This window comes from Sphingobacterium phlebotomi, from assembly GCF_008180195.1.
GTDB lineage: Bacteria > Bacteroidota > Bacteroidia > Sphingobacteriales > Sphingobacteriaceae > Sphingobacterium > Sphingobacterium phlebotomi.
Map to the genome: position 1 here is coordinate 12294 of NZ_VTAV01000002.1, position 16485 is coordinate 28778.

At 40.6% G+C, this 16485-nt stretch carries 14 protein-coding genes and 1 tRNA gene; 1 reads left to right on the forward strand and 14 read right to left on the reverse strand.

The genetic code is table 11. The annotated features are described in order from the left end of the window. Positions 1-88: 88 nt before the first annotated feature. From FXV77_RS04195 to FXV77_RS04230, 8 genes are all read right to left on the reverse strand, one after another. Complete coding sequence (locus tag FXV77_RS04195; protein WP_148917969.1) at positions 89-1231, reverse strand: ABC transporter permease; 1143 nt, start codon at positions 1229-1231, stop codon at positions 89-91. Continuing rightward, positions 1228-2334: an ABC transporter permease gene (locus tag FXV77_RS04200; RefSeq protein WP_148917970.1), complete on the reverse strand. Its 1107-nt coding sequence runs from the start codon at positions 2332-2334 to the stop codon at positions 1228-1230. The genes FXV77_RS04195 and FXV77_RS04200 overlap by 4 nt, the downstream gene beginning before the upstream one ends. Beyond that, positions 2334-3071 carry an ABC transporter ATP-binding protein gene (locus FXV77_RS04205; protein WP_148917971.1) on the reverse strand — a complete coding sequence of 246 codons (738 nt, stop codon included), beginning with the start codon at positions 3069-3071 and terminating at the stop codon, positions 2334-2336. Before FXV77_RS04205 ends, FXV77_RS04200 begins: the two co-directional genes overlap by 1 nt. After that, complete coding sequence (locus FXV77_RS04210; RefSeq protein WP_148917972.1) at positions 3059-3991, reverse strand: ABC transporter ATP-binding protein; 933 nt, start codon at positions 3989-3991, stop codon at positions 3059-3061. The genes FXV77_RS04205 and FXV77_RS04210 overlap by 13 nt, the downstream gene beginning before the upstream one ends. Next, positions 3988-4911 (reverse strand): HlyD family secretion protein, encoded by a 924-nt coding sequence (locus FXV77_RS04215; protein ID WP_187444002.1) that lies wholly within the window; start codon positions 4909-4911, stop codon positions 3988-3990. Before FXV77_RS04215 ends, FXV77_RS04210 begins: the two co-directional genes overlap by 4 nt. Positions 4912-4923: 12 nt before the next feature. Continuing rightward, positions 4924-6204 (reverse strand): TolC family protein, encoded by a 1281-nt coding sequence (locus tag FXV77_RS04220; protein WP_148917973.1) that lies wholly within the window; start codon positions 6202-6204, stop codon positions 4924-4926. Between the two features lie 54 nt (positions 6205-6258). Continuing rightward, positions 6259-6861, reverse strand: coding sequence for a TetR/AcrR family transcriptional regulator (locus tag FXV77_RS04225; RefSeq protein ID WP_148917974.1), 603 nt, complete (start codon positions 6859-6861; stop codon positions 6259-6261). Between the two features lie 160 nt (positions 6862-7021). Then, a tRNA-Lys gene (locus FXV77_RS04230) sits at positions 7022-7094 on the reverse strand. A 155-nt stretch (positions 7095-7249) separates the two neighbouring features. Here FXV77_RS04230 and FXV77_RS04235 point away from each other — a divergent pair. After that, positions 7250-8428, forward strand: coding sequence for an MFS transporter (locus tag FXV77_RS04235; protein WP_148917975.1), 1179 nt, complete (start codon positions 7250-7252; stop codon positions 8426-8428). Between the two features lie 2 nt (positions 8429-8430). Here FXV77_RS04235 and FXV77_RS04240 read toward each other — a convergent pair whose 3' ends face one another. From FXV77_RS04240 to FXV77_RS04265, 6 genes are all read right to left on the reverse strand, one after another. Then, complete coding sequence (locus FXV77_RS04240; protein ID WP_148917976.1) at positions 8431-9444, reverse strand: LacI family DNA-binding transcriptional regulator; 1014 nt, start codon at positions 9442-9444, stop codon at positions 8431-8433. Positions 9445-9539: 95 nt separating this feature from the next. Further along, entirely contained in the window at positions 9540-10988 is a 1449-nt protein-coding gene (locus FXV77_RS04245; RefSeq protein WP_148917977.1) for an MFS transporter, read from the reverse strand. 77 nt (positions 10989-11065) lie between these two features. Next, entirely contained in the window at positions 11066-11725 is a 660-nt protein-coding gene (locus FXV77_RS04250; protein ID WP_187444003.1) for a beta/alpha barrel domain-containing protein, read from the reverse strand. Between the two features lie 196 nt (positions 11726-11921). Further along, positions 11922-13322 carry a glucuronate isomerase gene (gene uxaC / locus FXV77_RS04255; protein ID WP_148917978.1) on the reverse strand — a complete coding sequence of 467 codons (1401 nt, stop codon included), beginning with the start codon at positions 13320-13322 and terminating at the stop codon, positions 11922-11924. A 13-nt stretch (positions 13323-13335) separates the two neighbouring features. Next, positions 13336-14982, reverse strand: coding sequence for a UxaA family hydrolase (locus tag FXV77_RS04260; protein ID WP_148917979.1), 1647 nt, complete (start codon positions 14980-14982; stop codon positions 13336-13338). After that, positions 14964-16481: a tagaturonate reductase gene (locus FXV77_RS04265; RefSeq protein WP_148917980.1), complete on the reverse strand. Its 1518-nt coding sequence runs from the start codon at positions 16479-16481 to the stop codon at positions 14964-14966. Before FXV77_RS04265 ends, FXV77_RS04260 begins: the two co-directional genes overlap by 19 nt. Positions 16482-16485 lie beyond the last annotated feature (4 nt).

Here is a 16485-nt window from a genome sequence, read left to right on the forward strand (position 1 = left end):
CAACTTTTTATAATTGTAAAATCCGAAATATGCGTTATTTATGGCGTGTTTTTTTATCCTTATTATAGCAAAGGTACAAAAGGTACAATTAGCTCGTCTTTTTATAGTTATAAATCGCCCATCCATTAAGGATTGCAGCAAAGCCTATCATGATCAGAAAATGGATTTTTATATCCGCAAATCCGCTTCCTTTCAACACAATCATCCGCATGACTTCTATAAAATAGGTTATGGGGCTAAACTGCGTCATTACATAGGCCCATTTAGGCATACTGTCAATAGGGGTAAACAACCCACTCATCAAGATAAAAACCATCATAAAGAAAAATGCTATCGACATCGCCTGCTGCTGTGTTTCAGCATAAGTAGAAATCAACAGTCCCAAACCTAATACAGCAATCAAATACACCGCTAAGTAGGCATATAACAAAAATAAATTCCCTAAAGGAACAATGCCATAAACAAGCCAACCGATACCGAATAACCCCATACTGAATACAACAATACCAATAATCCAGAAAGGTATGAGTTTTCCCAATATAAATTGATACTTTTTGATAGGAGTAACGTTGATTTGCTCTATCGTACCCACTTCTTTTTCTTTGACAATATTGAGCGCACACATATACGCCCCTATCATCGTAACCAACAATGCCAAAATCCCAGGAACCATATAAAAACGATAATTCATCGTCGGGTTAAACCAACTGGACGATGCTATTCCGATCGTCGGAAAGCGGTTAAATTTAGGCATCTGCATCCATTCCATGCGGACGTCTGCATTATAATCAGCAAGGATACGGTTTAGATATGTACCCCCTAGATTAGCTTTTACGCCGTTAATAGCATTGATCGCTATATATAGCTGTTGCCCATCAGTCTGTCTGGCAGACGCATCTTCACGAATAAGATTGCGTTCAAAACCTTGCGGTATTTCTAATATCAAGTCGGAGCGGTCTTTTTCGATATCATCAAATGCTTCATTAAACGCTGTTACGTAGTTTTCCAGCTTGAAATATCCTGAGGCTGTTATTTTTGAAATCAGTTTATGCGAATAGGAGGAATGGTCGTGATCAACAATAGTAATGTTAATATTCTTCACTTCGTAATCGGCAGCCAAAGGAAGGATAAGCAATTGCATAATAGGCACGACAAATAGTAGGGGTAATAAAGATTTATTACGGAATATCTGCTTAAATTCTTTCTGTAATAAAAATTTCAGCGTTCTCATGTCAAACGGATTTTAAATTTTTTGATATTAAAGACCAATAGCAGGACCGTCATTGTCAATAAGATTAGTGTTTCTTTCCATATTGCCGAGAGACCTAATCCTTTTACCATAACGGATTTTACAATAATGTAATACCATTTGGCTGGAATGATATGTGACACCAGTTGTAAGGGATATGGCATATTTTCCAGTGGAAACATAAAACCAGTAAACAGAATGGAAGGCACTAACATGCCCATCAGCGAAATCAACATGGCCGACTGCTGGGAGGCGGTACTGTTGGAAATTAATAAGCCAAGGGAGAGCGCGGTAATAATAAATAGCGTACTTACCGCATACAAGAGCAAGATACTCCCGTTAATCGGCATACCTAACACAAAAACACTCAACAACAAAATGATTGTTAGATTAATCAGAGATAAGGCAAGATAGGGCACTGCTTTCGATACAATGACCAAAAAGGGATTGAACGGTGAGACCAACAATATTTCCATTGTTCCGGTTTCTTTTTCTTTCACGATGGCAACGGAAGTCATCAGTACGCAAACGAGCAATAAAATCAACGACATCACTCCGGGAACGAAATTTACGGCTGCTTTCAGCTCCGGATTATAAATCATTCTCACTTCTGTATTTATTTGATAGGGCAAGCGTTGTAATTGCATCAGATCGTTCTGATAATCCATCACGATTTGGTTGGCATACCCGCTGATCGCCGTTGCTGTATTGGGATCGGATGCATCGGTAATCAACTGCACCTGTGCCTTATGCTGATGTAATAAATCATTATTGAAATTAGCCGGAAAAACAATTGCCATTTTTATTTCCCCCCCTTTAAATGCTGTTCCAATCTGTTCATGGCTTAATAGCGCACTTTGGATTTCAAATTGTTGGCTTGCTTGCAGCTTTCCTATGATGTGTTGCGAAGCATCATCTTTCGCATAATCACAGACGGCGATTTTTGCATTTGTGATTTCGTTGGTCAACGCAAAACCAAAAAGGATAATCTGCACGATCGGCAAACCAAACAGCATCAATAGTGTTTTACGGTCGCGAAAAACATGCAGAAATTCTTTCTTTATAAAAGTTAAAATATTATCCATTATTCACTTCTCTTAGCTCCCCTAGCCAATTCATAAAAAACCTCATCCATGGACGTTGCCGAATATTGTTGTTTCAATTTTGCTGGCGTGTTCAATGCTTTTATTTCACCGTCTACCATCATCGAAATACGGTTACAATATTCCGCTTCATCCATATAATGTGTGGTCACAAATACCGTAATACCATTGTCGGCGGCTTCGTATATTAAATCCCAAAACTGACGCCTGGTTACAGGATCAACACCACCCGTTGGTTCATCGAGAAAAACAATTTTCGGTTCATGAAGAATGGCGACCGAAAAGGATAGCTTTTGCTTCCAGCCCAATGGCAATGCACCGACCATCTTTTTGGTTTCATTTTTCATACCTAGTGTTGCTATAAGCTGCTCACTCTTTTCTTTTAACTGCTTATCCGACAAACCATATATACCACCGAAAAAACGGATGTTTTCCAATACCGTTAAATCTTCATACAGCGAGAATTTCTGGCTCATATAGCCAATATTCTTTTTGATTTCTTCGGTCTGCTTATAAATATCGAATCCGGCAATAGCCGCGGTTCCCGACGAGGGTTTAGATAAGCCGCACAACATACGCATAGCTGTTGTTTTACCAGCACCATTCGCCCCCAGGAAACCGAATATTTCACCTCGATAAACGTCAAAGGTGATTTCATTAGCGGCGATAAAACTGCCGAATCGTTTTGTAAGTTTAGTGGTGTGTATTACAGTGTCCATTCTTTATCCTCCATTAATTTGATAAAACAATCTTCAATGGTTGCCGTAATTGGGTTTAGCTCTATATTCGTATGTTGTTTTTCTTCCAAAACACGAATAAGCGCCTCTTTCATCTCCTGATTATCATCTTTGAATGTAACGTGATGATATGCACCAAACGCATTGCAGCTTTTTACGATCTCGATATTTTTTAAATCCTGCAACAAACTGCCCATATTATCTGATTTCACAGCAAAAAGGTTTTCGGAGAATTGTTCTATAATATTTTGGGGTGTATCGATGGACATGATACTACCGTTCTGTATTAAGGCAATCCGCTCGCAAAGTGTCGCTTCATCCATATAGGGGGTAGAAACCAATATAGTGATACCTTGCTGTTTCAGGCGTTTCAGCATCTCCCAAAATTCTTTTCTGGAAACCACATCCACACCCGTGGTCGGTTCATCCAAAAAGAGTACCGTTGGGCGATGTATTAGTGCGCAGCACAAAGCCAGTTTCTGCTTCATACCGCCCGAAAGTTTTCCTGCCCTTCGGTCCTTGAAAGACTCTAACTGTATGTATATATCTTTGATGAGATCGTAGTTTTCCCTTACACTGGTATTAAATATCGAAGCAAAAAAGTTTAGGTTTTCCTGTACCGATAAATCCGGATACAAAGAGAATCTACCCGGCATATAACCCACATTTTTGCGAATGGTCTTATAGTCTTTTACCACATCAAAGCCATTTACAGAAGCCGTGCCTCCATCCGGTAAAAGCAAGGTCGTGAGAATACGAAAAATACTTGTTTTGCCTGCTCCATCGGGTCCAATCAATCCAAACAATTCACCTTTGTTTACGTGAAATGAAACGTCATTTACCGCCTGCACGGTTCCTTTATTGTAAATCTTTGCGATATTATTTAAAACAACGTCCTTCATTGTGATGTTCTATTAAACAAAACCTCTCCATACATACCTATTTTATAGGTACCGTCATTCTTAACCTTCACTTTTATCGCATAAACCATATTTGCCCGCTCGTCTTTCGTCTGGATAGTTTTTGGCGTAAACTCTGCTTTGTCGCTTATCCAAGTTATCATCCCCTCTGTTTCCTTATACCCTCTGTTTCCGTCATCAATGCTTACAATTACATTTTGGTTGAGTTTGATTTGTGGCAATTGATTTCCGGTAATATATGCGCGCAGAATGATATTGGATAGATCAGCGATTTTGTATAACGATTTTCCTATGGTCGCCATCTCATTGGCTTCGGCGTATTTGGTTAAGACTGTTCCGGCTATAGGGTTTACAATATGACATTTGCCCAATTGGTCTTCTAATTGTTCAATCTGTACCCGCAATGGAATAACGTCTTTGTTAATGCCTTCGCTAGAAATGCTCAGCGATGATTTTTGTGCTTCAATTTGTTTTTTCAGCACTTCAATTTGCGCATTAATATCATCTAACTGCTTCGGCGTAGCGGCATCGCCTTTTACCAGATTGGCGATCCTGACTTTCTCCTTTTCGGAAGTCCTTAATTGTTCCTGCAGGGCAGATAACTGAACCGGAATATTCGGCTTCTTTCCAGCTAATGCGATTACCTGTGCCTCCAATTTTTTTTTCTGTAAGTATAATTGTACGCTATCGATATAGCCAATGCTTTGACCTGCTTGTAAGATCTGTCCTTCTTGAATATTAAAAACCTTCAGCATTCCTTGTGTTTCGGCTGATATAATTGCTTCTTCGGCTTCAAAGGAACCAGATGCATCAAAAGAATGCTGATTGGTGTTGCAGGCTGATAAAATAATTACGACCATTATTTTAAATAGAATATAGCGATTCTCTGGGGTTGTATTCATGGCTGTTGATTTTTAATTCCCTGATGTTGTTTTAAAGTTGTACTGCACCATTAAAAGCTGTATCTCGTGGACAATCAGATTTTGCTTCGCTTGGTCTTCTGCATTGATATACGTCAAATAATCGTTTGTGGTGGCCGTGCCATACGCCAACTGGTTTTGGGCAGATAGCTTTACGTTTTTCCTTAATCGAACAATCTCTTGGTCTGTTTGTATGAGTTCCTCCAGTTTTGATATTTCACTATTCTGCTGTTTTAGCGCGAGGTTAGTATTAAATAAGAACGTTTCTTTTTGCACTTCCAACGCGTTCTGATTTAGATGAAGCAATTGCTTTTCTTGTTTCTGTGTATAGAAGCTGGAGATGTTCCATGTGAGACGTACGCCTCCAATATAATACAAATCAAAATTATTGTTTAACATATTTAGCGCAGGTCTGCCGTATCCTCCCTGAAAGAAAAGATTAAAACGTGGAAGCATCTTCGTATCTATAAGTTTGTGGTGCACATCAAAGGTTTTCTTCTGCGTTTCCAACAATTTTAGTTCCGGACGCTTGATTTCTGTTGCCAATGAAACGGTGTATGGCTTTTCCAATATCGTGTTTTCATCAACAGGAAGATTAACAAATAGGGAAAGCATATCAGCATAGCCTTTTCGGGTCGCTTTCAGTTCAATGGTACGTTGATTCGCCTTTAATAACTCCGCTTGCAGGACATTGCTGCTGGTTTTTAAAGCAATCCCGTTGGCAATAGCAACGTCGTTTTTGTCAATCCCGGAGCGGATATCTCTTTTTAAAATTTCCGTTTGGGCTATCTGTGCGTCGATCAGTAGAATGCCAAAATAGAATTGATTGATACGTTCTCTCAATTTGTACAATTCCACTTCTATTTTTTGTTCTTCCACAGCGTTATTCGCTTCAATAAGATCCTTTTGATGTCTTACCGTAAATAAATCTGTGAGGGGCTGCGATACTTCTCCGTATAATTTGTATTGGTCTTTGCTTATTAAAGGGATATCGATATTAGGGAGGGATATAGGAATTTGTGTCACATCCGATTGATAGCTCGCTTGTCCACCCACATTGATCTGTGGTAAATAGCCTTTTGAAGCATTGGTTAAAGAATATTCCTTTGTTTTGTCTAGAAGTGCATATTGCTTAACCAGCGGATAATTCCGTTCCGCAAGCTGATAGCAGGCATCTATAGTTAAGGATACAGTAGGCTGGGCGCAGGTATAGCTAATTGTTATGAACCAACAGCTTATAACCGCCAACATCCGTCTAAATATTGTCCTAATCATAATTTTAATTGTCTTGTTTTAATCATTTGATTAATTAAGGCATAAAAAAATAGCTTATGTTTCCAGTATAGTTCTTGCCCATTTAGTAATTAATGCCTTTCTTTCTTCCATCTGCATTTTAAACGTGTTATCATCTGCAAATAGAATTTGTTTTGCTATAAAAGGGAAAACCGTCATTCCAAGTAGCGATACGATAAAATGTACAGGTTCTACATCTGGTCTTCTATTCCGCAGTTGGCGGACAAAAGATGAATTTTGTAATACTTTTCTGACCTGTAATCTGTCTTTAAAACCTGCTGGATTTGCCTTGATCTCACCTAAAACAAATAGGGGTAAATCGGGATTATCAATTAGCAAGTTGATGTAGTTCTCCACAAGAGTTTCCACCTTTTCTTCCAATGATAAATCATCATTGTTGACTATCGGCAATATCACGCTAAACAATAACTGTAGCTTTTCCACCATAATCAACTGGAACAACTTTTCTTTACTACGAAAATAGTAATTAAGCAACGCCAGATTGATACCTGCTTCTTCTGCGATATCGCGTGTACGTGTAGCTACATAACCTTTTTGCGTAAATACCTTGCTAGCCGCCTGTATAATTTTCTCTTCCGTAGATGTATCTAAATTCTTTGCTCCGTTATTTTTCGCCATGTAGCCAAATGTGCTTTACAACAACAAATATAAAAACTATTTTTTCGATTAACCAAATATTTTAATCAAATGATTAAAAAATATACTGACGAGCACACTATTCTCAGCCTGCATAGAAACAAAAAGTCGCTTTCTGGATAGAAAACGACTTTTTCATATGTGACCCCGGAGAGGCTCGAACTCTCGACCCACTGATTAAGAGTCAGTTGCTCTACCAACTGAGCTACGGAGTCTATTGACACAAATGTAAGTGCTATACTATAAATTACCAACCATTTTTTAACTTTTTGAAATATTTATCGATTTGTCATCTTCCTACCGAACACAGATTCGGGTTACCTAATGAATAAAATTTAGCGTACTTTTGCCTCAACATCAGGATGTAACCATGGGCTCGTCAACAAACACACAAAACACGGCAGTGTATGGAAATAAGCAAAGGATTCGTTTAGCCGTTTCGTTATTCTATTTTGGACAAGGATTGGCTTTCGCCAGTTGGGCAAGCCGTATTCCCGTCATAAAATCACAATTACAACTAACGGAAGCAGAATTAGGCACCGTTTTATTGGCATTGCCGATTGGCCAACTGTTGACTATGCCCATTTCGGGTAAGCTTGTTAGTAAATACGGAAGCCACCGCATCATGCCGATAGCCGCAGTAGTCTATTTAATAGTGTTGTGTGGTATCGCTTTCGCATCCAACGCTTGGCAACTGGGTGGTACACTTTTGCTTTTTGGTATCATCGGTAATGTCTGTAATATTTCCGTCAACACACAGGGGGTATTAGCTGAGCGCCTCTATAAGAAATCAATCATGTCGTCCTTTCATGGTTCATGGAGCATCGCTGGTTTTACTGGAGCAATAATTGGGTTAGTTTCCCTCAACATTAGCTTATCCACACAAACCCATTTCTATATTATTATGGGATTGATGCTCATCAATATCTTTCTTAATAAGGCTTATCTTGTAACGGACGTTTCTAGTCTGTCCGAGAAAAAATCGTTCTCGTTTAAACCCGATCGCCTATTAATATCCTTGGGTGTCATCGGTTTTTGTAGCATGGCTACCGAAGGTGCTATGTTTGACTGGAGCGGGGTATATTTTCATGAAATTGTTAAAGTACCAGAAAAATGGATCACCTTAGGATACGCTTCGTTTATGATTATGATGGCGTTGGGTCGGTTTGTCGGTGATGCTGTCATCAGTCGAATCGGTCGCAAACGGACATTACAGATTAGCGGCATACTCATGTTTGCGGGCATGATGAGCGCGGTTATTTTCCCACAACTTATTCTATGTACACTTGCATTTATGCTCGTCGGGTTAGGTGTTGCCTGTAACATACCGTCGGTATATTCGGTCGCCGGAACACATACAACTATCTCTTCGGGAGCTGCTTTAGCAATGGTTTCCAGTGTGAGCTATTTAGGCTTTTTAATGGGGCCTCCGCTTATTGGATATATAGCCGAGGTATTTAGTTTACGGCACTCTTTCGGCGTATTCGCCTGTTTTGGCTTACTGATGTTCGCCTTGACCAGTCGGCTTACTGTATTTAATAAAAGTTAACGTTATACGTCTTGTTCTATCAAGGTAGTCGGAAACACAATTGTCTCAAATTCCGCTATCGGATGTTTAGATTCGATTTGCTGAATCAATAGCTCTGCAGCTTTTTCGCCCATTTCGAAGGCGGGTTGTCGTACAGCAGTAATAGGAGGTGAAAAAAGGTTTACGACTTTAGAATTCGTAAAACCTGTCACCTCAATTTTCGACAAGTCTGCCTCTGGCCGCGCTTTCATGGCCTGCAGATATCCCATACTCAATTTATCTCCCGAAATAAAAATAGCATCATGCTCTTCTCGTAAGAGCTCCGTAACAGCTTGTTCTATTTCATCTTGGTGAAGTCCTCCATATTCACAATGTTTAACAAGTTCGGGAAGGTACGGAAGTCCGTTCGCTTCCAGCCCCTTCTTATAACCTTCTAGCCGTTCTCTCGTAATGGAAAGTTTTTTCGTTCCTGTAAGATGTGCAATCTTTCGTTTTCCTTTTCTGACAAGATATTGAATAGCATCAAATCCTCCTTGACGATTATCCGCAATCACTTTATGGGACTGTAAATCGTTCGGTACGCGATCAAAGAAAACAATGGGAAAACCTTTGCTGATCAGTTGTTCCAGATAGGATAAGTCAGTTGTTTCAGCAGATAACGCGATGAGCAGACCATCCGTTGAACGAGAATAAAGATACTCCACGTTCGATCGCTCACGAATGGAAGATTCGCGCATTTGAGAAATTACAACTTGATAGTTTTTGCTATAAGCCACCGATTCTATTCCATCAATAACCTGTGAAAAAAAATTATTGGCAATCTCCGTTACGATCACACCGATACTATAACTTTTTTTCTCCTTTAAACTCCGTGCAATGGGATTTGCACGGTAATTTATTTTTTCCGCATACTCCAACACCAGTTTTTTTGTTTCCGAACTGATTTCATAGCTATCCCGTAATGCTCGGGAAACGGTTGAAGTGGAAAGGTTTAAGGCCTTTGCAATATCTTTTATCGTATAGTTCTCAAACGCCATAATAGGTAATTATGGTGTAATAATACCTAAAATAGCCGATATATTGAAATGGGCAGGATTTTACCCGCCCATTAGATATCAAAAATATGCTTACTTTATTCTCTAATTATCTCCATTTTAGGCACTAAGGTCTTCATCACTGCCCAAGCAATAAGATAGGCCACCGCACAGAACGAGAAAACAATAAAATACCCTGCCTCTTCTCCCTGAAAGCCCATAAACGTCATTTGTGTTTGTGCAGCATGATCAAAAAGCTTTCCAGATCCGTAGTTGATAAACGTAGAGCCTACTCCACCTGCAAGGCCACCGATACCAGTCACCGTTGCGATAGCACTCCGGGGGAACATATCGCCCACAGTGGAAAAGATATTCGCAGACCAGGCTTGGTGTGCCGCACCGGCAAATCCGATAAATATCACCGGTACCCAATAGGAAAGATGACCAAGCGGTTGCGCTAACACCACTATCAATGGGATAAAGGCAAAAAGCAACATGGCTTTCATACGTCCATCATAAGGGTTAAGTCCTTTTTTATCCACAAAGTAGGTGGGTAACCAGCCACCGATAATCGACAATAATGTTATTAGATATAATACAAATAATGCCAATTGCCCTTCGGTATCTGATGATTTGATATCATAAACGGAAGAAAGATAAGCAGGCATCCAGAACAAGAAGAACCACCATACCCCATCGGTCATAAATTTACCGAATGCAAAGGCCCAGGTCTGTTTATATTTAAAGCAATCTGCGAACGACATTTTCTTTTTCTCTGCTGGTGCTACACCCACAACATCCTCCGGTACTATCTGATCACCGTCTTGCATGATATAATCCAACTCGGCCTTGTTAATTTTAGGGTGCTCATGCGGCTTTTTATACATAAAAGTCCAAAAGCCCATCCACACAAAACCCAGCGCACCGATAACAATAAAAGACATCTCCCAGCCCCAATGAGCGGCAATCACCGGTATAGTAAGTGGTGCGGCCAACGCACCAATGGTAGCCCCTGCATTAAAAATACTGGTTGAAAGCGCTCTATCTTTTTTAGGAAAAAATTCTGCGGTCGCTTTAATCGCTGCCGGGAAGTTACCCGCTTCCCCCACGGCGAGCACAAAACGTGCAAAAATAAACAGCGTAACACTGACACTGACGACCAAGCCAACATCATTTACCGTTGCTATCGCTTCCTTTGCACCCTCAAATCCTACAAACCATTCTCCTGCGACAATACCCGAGGTGGCAATTCCACAAAAAGCATGTAAAACAGCTCCTACCGACCAGATACCGATGGCCCATAAAAACCCCTTTTTGGTATCCAACCAGTCTACAAACCGCCCGGCAAATAACATACTTACAGCATAAAATATAGAGAATAATGCGGTAATCAATCCATAATCACTATTTGTCCAATGAAACTCTGGCGCAATAAAATCTTTCCATGTGAGCGACAGTACCTGTCTGTCCAAATAGTTAATCGTCGTTGCAAAAAATAGCAGGCCACATATCGTCCATCTATAATTGCTTTTCTTTTCCATGTTCATTGGTATAGCTTTTTGTTTTTTATTTTTCGTTTCTCGTAATTTGCTTTTCGTATTCGTAATCAGTGATTCCTTATAACTTATCCTTCACTTTCCGCTCTGGCCTGTGCGACAAGTTGCAACGCTTGCTGCGTTCTTTCTGCCAGTCCGTCTACATTTTTAGGATTAATCAATTTACTGCCCATTCCCACAGCACAAACACCAGCCTTAAACCATGACTTTAAGTTTTCTATTTCTAGATCTACACCACCGGTAGGTATAAACAACTGCCCTTTAAATAATTCCTTAACCGCAGATACGAATCCAGGCCCCAGCACATTTGCCGGAAAAAGTTTAATCAAAGCAGCATTATTTTGTTGTGCTAGAGCTATCTCTGTAGGTGTCATACAGCCCGGAATCCATAATATATCATGACTATGTGCTAAATCCCCTACGCTAGGCGTGATTATAGGTGCAACGATAAAGTCCGCCCCTAAGCTGATAAATTTTTCCGCTTCGGAATTTGTCTTAATCGTACCAATACCTAGCTGAAGTTCGGGCATCTCCTCGTTTCGTGCATTTATTAGTGCTTTGAAAACCTTTTTTGCTTCTTCTCCACGATTTGTAAACTCAAAAACACGAATACCGGAGGCATATAATGTCTTTACAATATCGATACTTTCTTGCACGTCCGTGTGGAAAAACAAAGGCAGCATTCCTTGTTTCAAAATCGCGTCTAAAACTTCTTTTCTTTTACTCATTATGATAATTTTGTTCTGTTTTAAAGATCTTCCCTTCAATCTTTTCGTTGACCGGTTTAGGTGTCATTAGAATATTTCGGAAAGATAGCTATTTGAATGCAGAAAACCATAAAATGATTACTACAAGGATTTCGTTGACTACATCACGTTCCAGGAGCATGAATAATTGATAGTCAACGAAATTCTCGGCTTCTGCCTAGAAATTAAAGTATTCTTTTGCGTTATGATAGCTAATGTCACCTACAATTTTTCCAATCCATTCGATATCATTCGGCAACTCTCCTTTTTCTACATCTTCTCCAAAAATATCACATACTAATCGTCTAAAATATTCGTGTCTTGGAAACGACAGGAAACTTCGAGAATCAGTCAACATTCCGACTAAACGGCTTAATAGCCCCATATTTGATAAGGCATTTATCTGTTTCGTCATGCCATCTTTTTGATCCAGGAACCACCATGCCGATCCAAACTGAATTTTCCCTTTGATTGAACCATCGTTAAAATTCCCGATCATCGTCGCTATCAATTCATTATCAGCCGGATTAAGGTTGTATAAAATTGTTTTGGTCAATTTATCCTGATTATCCAATCTGTTAAGGAATTTGGAAAGTGCTCTTGCCTGGCTAAAATCACCGATAGAATCCCAACCGGTATCCGGCCCATTTAAACGCAACATGCGTGCGTTGTTATTGCGCAAAGCGCCTAAATGATACTGCTGAACCCAGCCTTTTTCGTGATCCCATTCTGCAAACTGCACCAACATGGCCGATTTGAATTTGAGATTTTCGCTCGGTGTCAGTGTTTGCTTTGCTCTTATTTTTTCGAAAATATTCGCAATTTCTTGATCAGTGTAATCCTCGGCGTAAATCTGTTCCAATCCGTGATCAGAGACAGCGCAACCGTTTTTAGCAAAGAAATCATGCCTCGCCTTCAATGCGTCTAAGTAAGCCGAGTAATTTCCAATAGATGTGTTTGTCACTGCTTCCACTTGATCGATATAGACATTCAGCGCTTCGATATCGTCGGCGTTCATGGCCTTGTCCGGACGGAAAGCTGGAAGCATTTTAAAGCTTTCTGTCTCTTGCGCAAACTGTTGGTGGAAATTCAAAGAATCTATAGGATCATCCGTGGTACACACAACCTCTACGTTCATCTTTTTCAACAAGCCCCGAACAGAATACCCTGGTTCTGCCAATTTAGCCGCCGTCTCCTCATAAATCTTTTCGGCGGTTTTAGGAGATAGCAAATCCTTGATACCAAAATAGCGCTGAAGCTCCAAGTGCGTCCAATGATACAACGGATTACGAAGTGTATATGGAACGGTTTCGGCCCATTTCAAAAATTTATCTTTATCAGATGCATCGCCCGTAATATATTTCTCGTTCACCCCGTTGGCACGCATGGCGCGCCATTTATAATGGTCACCGTTCAGCCATACTTGGCTGATGTTTTCAAACTGCGTGTCGTTTACAATTTGCTCAGGTATTAAATGATTATGATAATCAATAATCGGTAAACTCTTCGAAAACTGGTGATATAAGGTTTCTGCTGTCTTGCTATTTAACAAAAAGTTGTCGTCTAAAAATGCTTTCATGATCTTGATTGTTTTATAAACTAACTCCTCTTTTCCAAGGAATAAAGTCGTCTTGATTTAATTGAACTGCTTTTGGTATGATTTCGCCACTAGCGGCTTTAATACAATATTCGAGAATATCTTCTCCCATTTGCTCAATGGTTTTATCACCGTCAATAATTGGCCCGGTATTGATATCGATGATATCGCCCATACGTTGTGTCAATGCGTTATTCGTGGCGACTTTAATGACAGGGCATACGGGATTACCCGTAGGTGTACCAAGTCCGGTTGTAAACAAAATTAGTGTCGCGCCCGATGCTGTTTTTCCTGTTGTTGCTTCTACGTCGTTGCCGGGGGTACACACCAGATTTAATCCAGGCTTTGTAGCCTCTTCCGTATAGTCTAGCACATCCACTACAGGTGATGTTCCGCCTTTTTTTGCCGCTCCTGTACTTTTTATGGCGTCTGTAATCAGACCGTCCCTAATATTGCCAGGAGAGGGGTTCATATGAAACCCAGAACCTACATTTTCCGCTGCCTGACTATAAGCCGTCATCAACTTAATGAATTTATGGGCCGCATCGGGCTCTATTGTCCGATCAATTAAGTTTTGTTCAGCTCCACACAATTCCGGAAACTCCGCCAACAATACTTTACCTCCCAAAGCAACCAGTAAGTCAGACGTATATCCAACAGCTGGATTTGCCGATATTCCACTAAAACCGTCGCTACCACCACATTTCACTCCCAAGGTCAATTTGCTCAATGGTGCAGGCTGCCTTTTCAGTTTATTAATCTCGATAAGCCCGATAAAAGTCTTTTGTATCGCTTCTTGAATGAGTTGTTCTTCACTTTTCGATTGTTGCTGCTCAAAGACATAAATCGGCTTGCTAAAGTTCGGGTTTCTTTCTTTGATGTCTGTCATTAAATCACTTAACTGCAGATTTTGGCAACCGAGACTTAAGACAGTGACGCCCGCCACATTAGGATGATCGGCGTAAGCTGCTAATAGCTTTCCTAAAACTGCAGCATCTTGCCGGATGCCCCCACATCCACCTTGATGATTTAAAAATTTGATGCCATCTACATTCTTAAACACACGATTTTGTTGATGGGAGGTTACGCTCAACTGCTCGGGTGACAGTGTACTGATATCCTGGCCGGCTTCATATGCTGTCAATAATTCGCGGGTGAAAGCCCGATATTTTCCCGTAACCGAATAACCCAGCTCATTGTGAAGTGCTTCCTTGATAACATCCAGGTTTCTATTTTCACAAAATACCGTAGGAATAAAAAGCCAATAATTGGCGGTACCCACTTTGCCATCTGGACGCAGATACCCGTTAAAGGTTCGATCTGCAAACCGGGAAACATCGGGTGCCTCCCATGTGTATTCATAAGGACGAAACGCGTAGGGATCTGCCGCGTGTTTTGTGTTATCCGTATTCATAATCCCCCCTTGCGGCACGGAATACTGCGTCTTTCCCACCAACACCCCGTACATATATATTTCATTTCCTTGGTGCATTTCTTGCATAAAAAACTTATGCTTTGCTGGTATATCATCCTGCAGGGTATAAACAACCCCATCAAATTCGATTTGCTCACCTTTTGCCAAATCCTGCAACGCCACCAATACGTTGTCCTTCGGATGGATTCTTAATATTCTATTTGCCATGCTGCATTTAACTTTTCAATTGTCTCTAATACGCCATTGGCGTTTATCTCATCCAGATAGTACCTTACAGTCGACTCAAACTCGGGATACGTTGTCAAATCTTTTCCCCATAGGCTATCATCATGCAACACATTGTGTACTGCCGTCTGTTCATTTTTCCAATAATCAAATAGCGCCGGTGCAAATTCGTCTTGCAGTACAATTTTCTGCCCGTTAATCTCCTGAACATATTGGCCGTCTTGCTGTTTCGTATCCATAAACTTAATATAGGCGGCAAAACCTAACGCAATATGCTGCGGCGGAACGAGATTCTTCTTATACCATTTTTCTAATAACGCCACATTGCGCATATTCATTTTAGACGTATAGTTTAACGCAATGTTTTCCCAACGGTGTTCCAAAAACGGATTGCTGAACCGATCAATTACACGATTGGAAAAGTCTTCCACATCCTGTGTTTCGATATTTTGGTCTACGATAGATTTACCGATTTCGTTTTTCATTAAGTTTCGCACGAATGTATTAAACGAGTCATTTTGCATGGCTTCTTTGACTGTTATAAAGCCACTCCATAACGCTGCCGCACAACTTAGCGTATGCGTTCCGTTCAACAGACGTAGTTTAATCTCCTTAAATTTCTCAATAGACGGTACAAGCACGATGCCTTTATCCACTTCGGCAAAAGAGAGGGTTTTCTTTACGCGAGGGGAATCGGTTTCAATAGCCCATAAACGGAATGGCTCCGCCATGATCATGAGTTTATCTTGGTACCCTAAATCCTGTTCCGCCTGTTGCTGCTCTTCTTTTGGCAAACGACCCGGCACAATACGATCTACCAAGGTATTGCAGAAGTCGTTCGCTTCGTCTAGCCATGTCAAAAAGTCTTTCCCCAAGTTATTTTGAACCGCAAGGCTATGCAAGATTTTCTTCAGTTTTGTTGCGTTGTCGGAGATCAATTCCGTCGGCAGCACCACTAATCCTTTTGTTGTATCACGATCAAAGTGTCGATAGCGCTCGTACAAGAACGATAACAATTTTCCAGGAAACGATGTGGGTGGATTGTCTGTTACTTTATCATTACTCAACACGATTCCCACTTCGGTCGTATTGGAAAATACGACTTGCATATCGGGATTCCGTGCCGCCTCAAGAATAGCCTGCCAATCTTTCGAGGCCGACAATACGCGTGAAATGGCATTATTAACACTGTACCGAACGACTTCCTGTCCATCCTCTATTCCTTTGATACATAAGGTGTATACCCCTTCTTGCTCCGCAAATTCATCCGTACCCGACGATGCTGTCGATTTAACCACTAAAATCCGGCCATTAAACACGCCTGCCTTATTTGCGTGGTCAACAAAGTAATCGGGTAAACCCCTCAACAGCACCCCAGTTCCAAATTGCAATACGCGCTCTGGAAATTCAAAGGAATTGCCTTTAGGCAACTCAACCTTGCTTGCATCTATTTTTTCTATATTCTCTCTTGAAAGTAACATGTTT

Bases quoted from the DNA above. Each gene is read 5' to 3' on its own strand.
- uxaC (WP_148917978.1), bottom strand. From the start codon at position 13,322: ATGAAAGCATTTTTAGACGACAACTTTTTGTTAAATAGCAAGACAGCA.
- FXV77_RS04235 (WP_148917975.1), top strand. From the start codon at position 7,250: ATGGGCTCGTCAACAAACACACAAAACACGGCAGTGTATGGAAATAAG.
- FXV77_RS04195 (WP_148917969.1), bottom strand. From the start codon at position 1,231: ATGAGAACGCTGAAATTTTTATTACAGAAAGAATTTAAGCAGATATTC.
- FXV77_RS04260 (WP_148917979.1), bottom strand. From the start codon at position 14,982: ATGGCAAATAGAATATTAAGAATCCATCCGAAGGACAACGTATTGGTG.
- FXV77_RS04220 (WP_148917973.1), bottom strand. From the start codon at position 6,204: ATGATTAGGACAATATTTAGACGGATGTTGGCGGTTATAAGCTGTTGG.
- FXV77_RS04225 (WP_148917974.1), bottom strand. From the start codon at position 6,861: ATGGCGAAAAATAACGGAGCAAAGAATTTAGATACATCTACGGAAGAG.
- FXV77_RS04200 (WP_148917970.1), bottom strand. From the start codon at position 2,334: ATGGATAATATTTTAACTTTTATAAAGAAAGAATTTCTGCATGTTTTT.
- FXV77_RS04265 (WP_148917980.1), bottom strand. From the start codon at position 16,481: ATGTTACTTTCAAGAGAGAATATAGAAAAAATAGATGCAAGCAAGGTT.
- FXV77_RS04245 (WP_148917977.1), bottom strand. From the start codon at position 10,988: ATGAACATGGAAAAGAAAAGCAATTATAGATGGACGATATGTGGCCTG.
- FXV77_RS04215 (WP_187444002.1), bottom strand. From the start codon at position 4,911: ATGAATACAACCCCAGAGAATCGCTATATTCTATTTAAAATAATGGTC.
- FXV77_RS04210 (WP_148917972.1), bottom strand. From the start codon at position 3,991: ATGAAGGACGTTGTTTTAAATAATATCGCAAAGATTTACAATAAAGGA.
- FXV77_RS04250 (WP_187444003.1), bottom strand. From the start codon at position 11,725: ATGAGTAAAAGAAAAGAAGTTTTAGACGCGATTTTGAAACAAGGAATG.
- FXV77_RS04240 (WP_148917976.1), bottom strand. From the start codon at position 9,444: ATGGCGTTTGAGAACTATACGATAAAAGATATTGCAAAGGCCTTAAAC.
- FXV77_RS04205 (WP_148917971.1), bottom strand. From the start codon at position 3,071: ATGGACACTGTAATACACACCACTAAACTTACAAAACGATTCGGCAGT.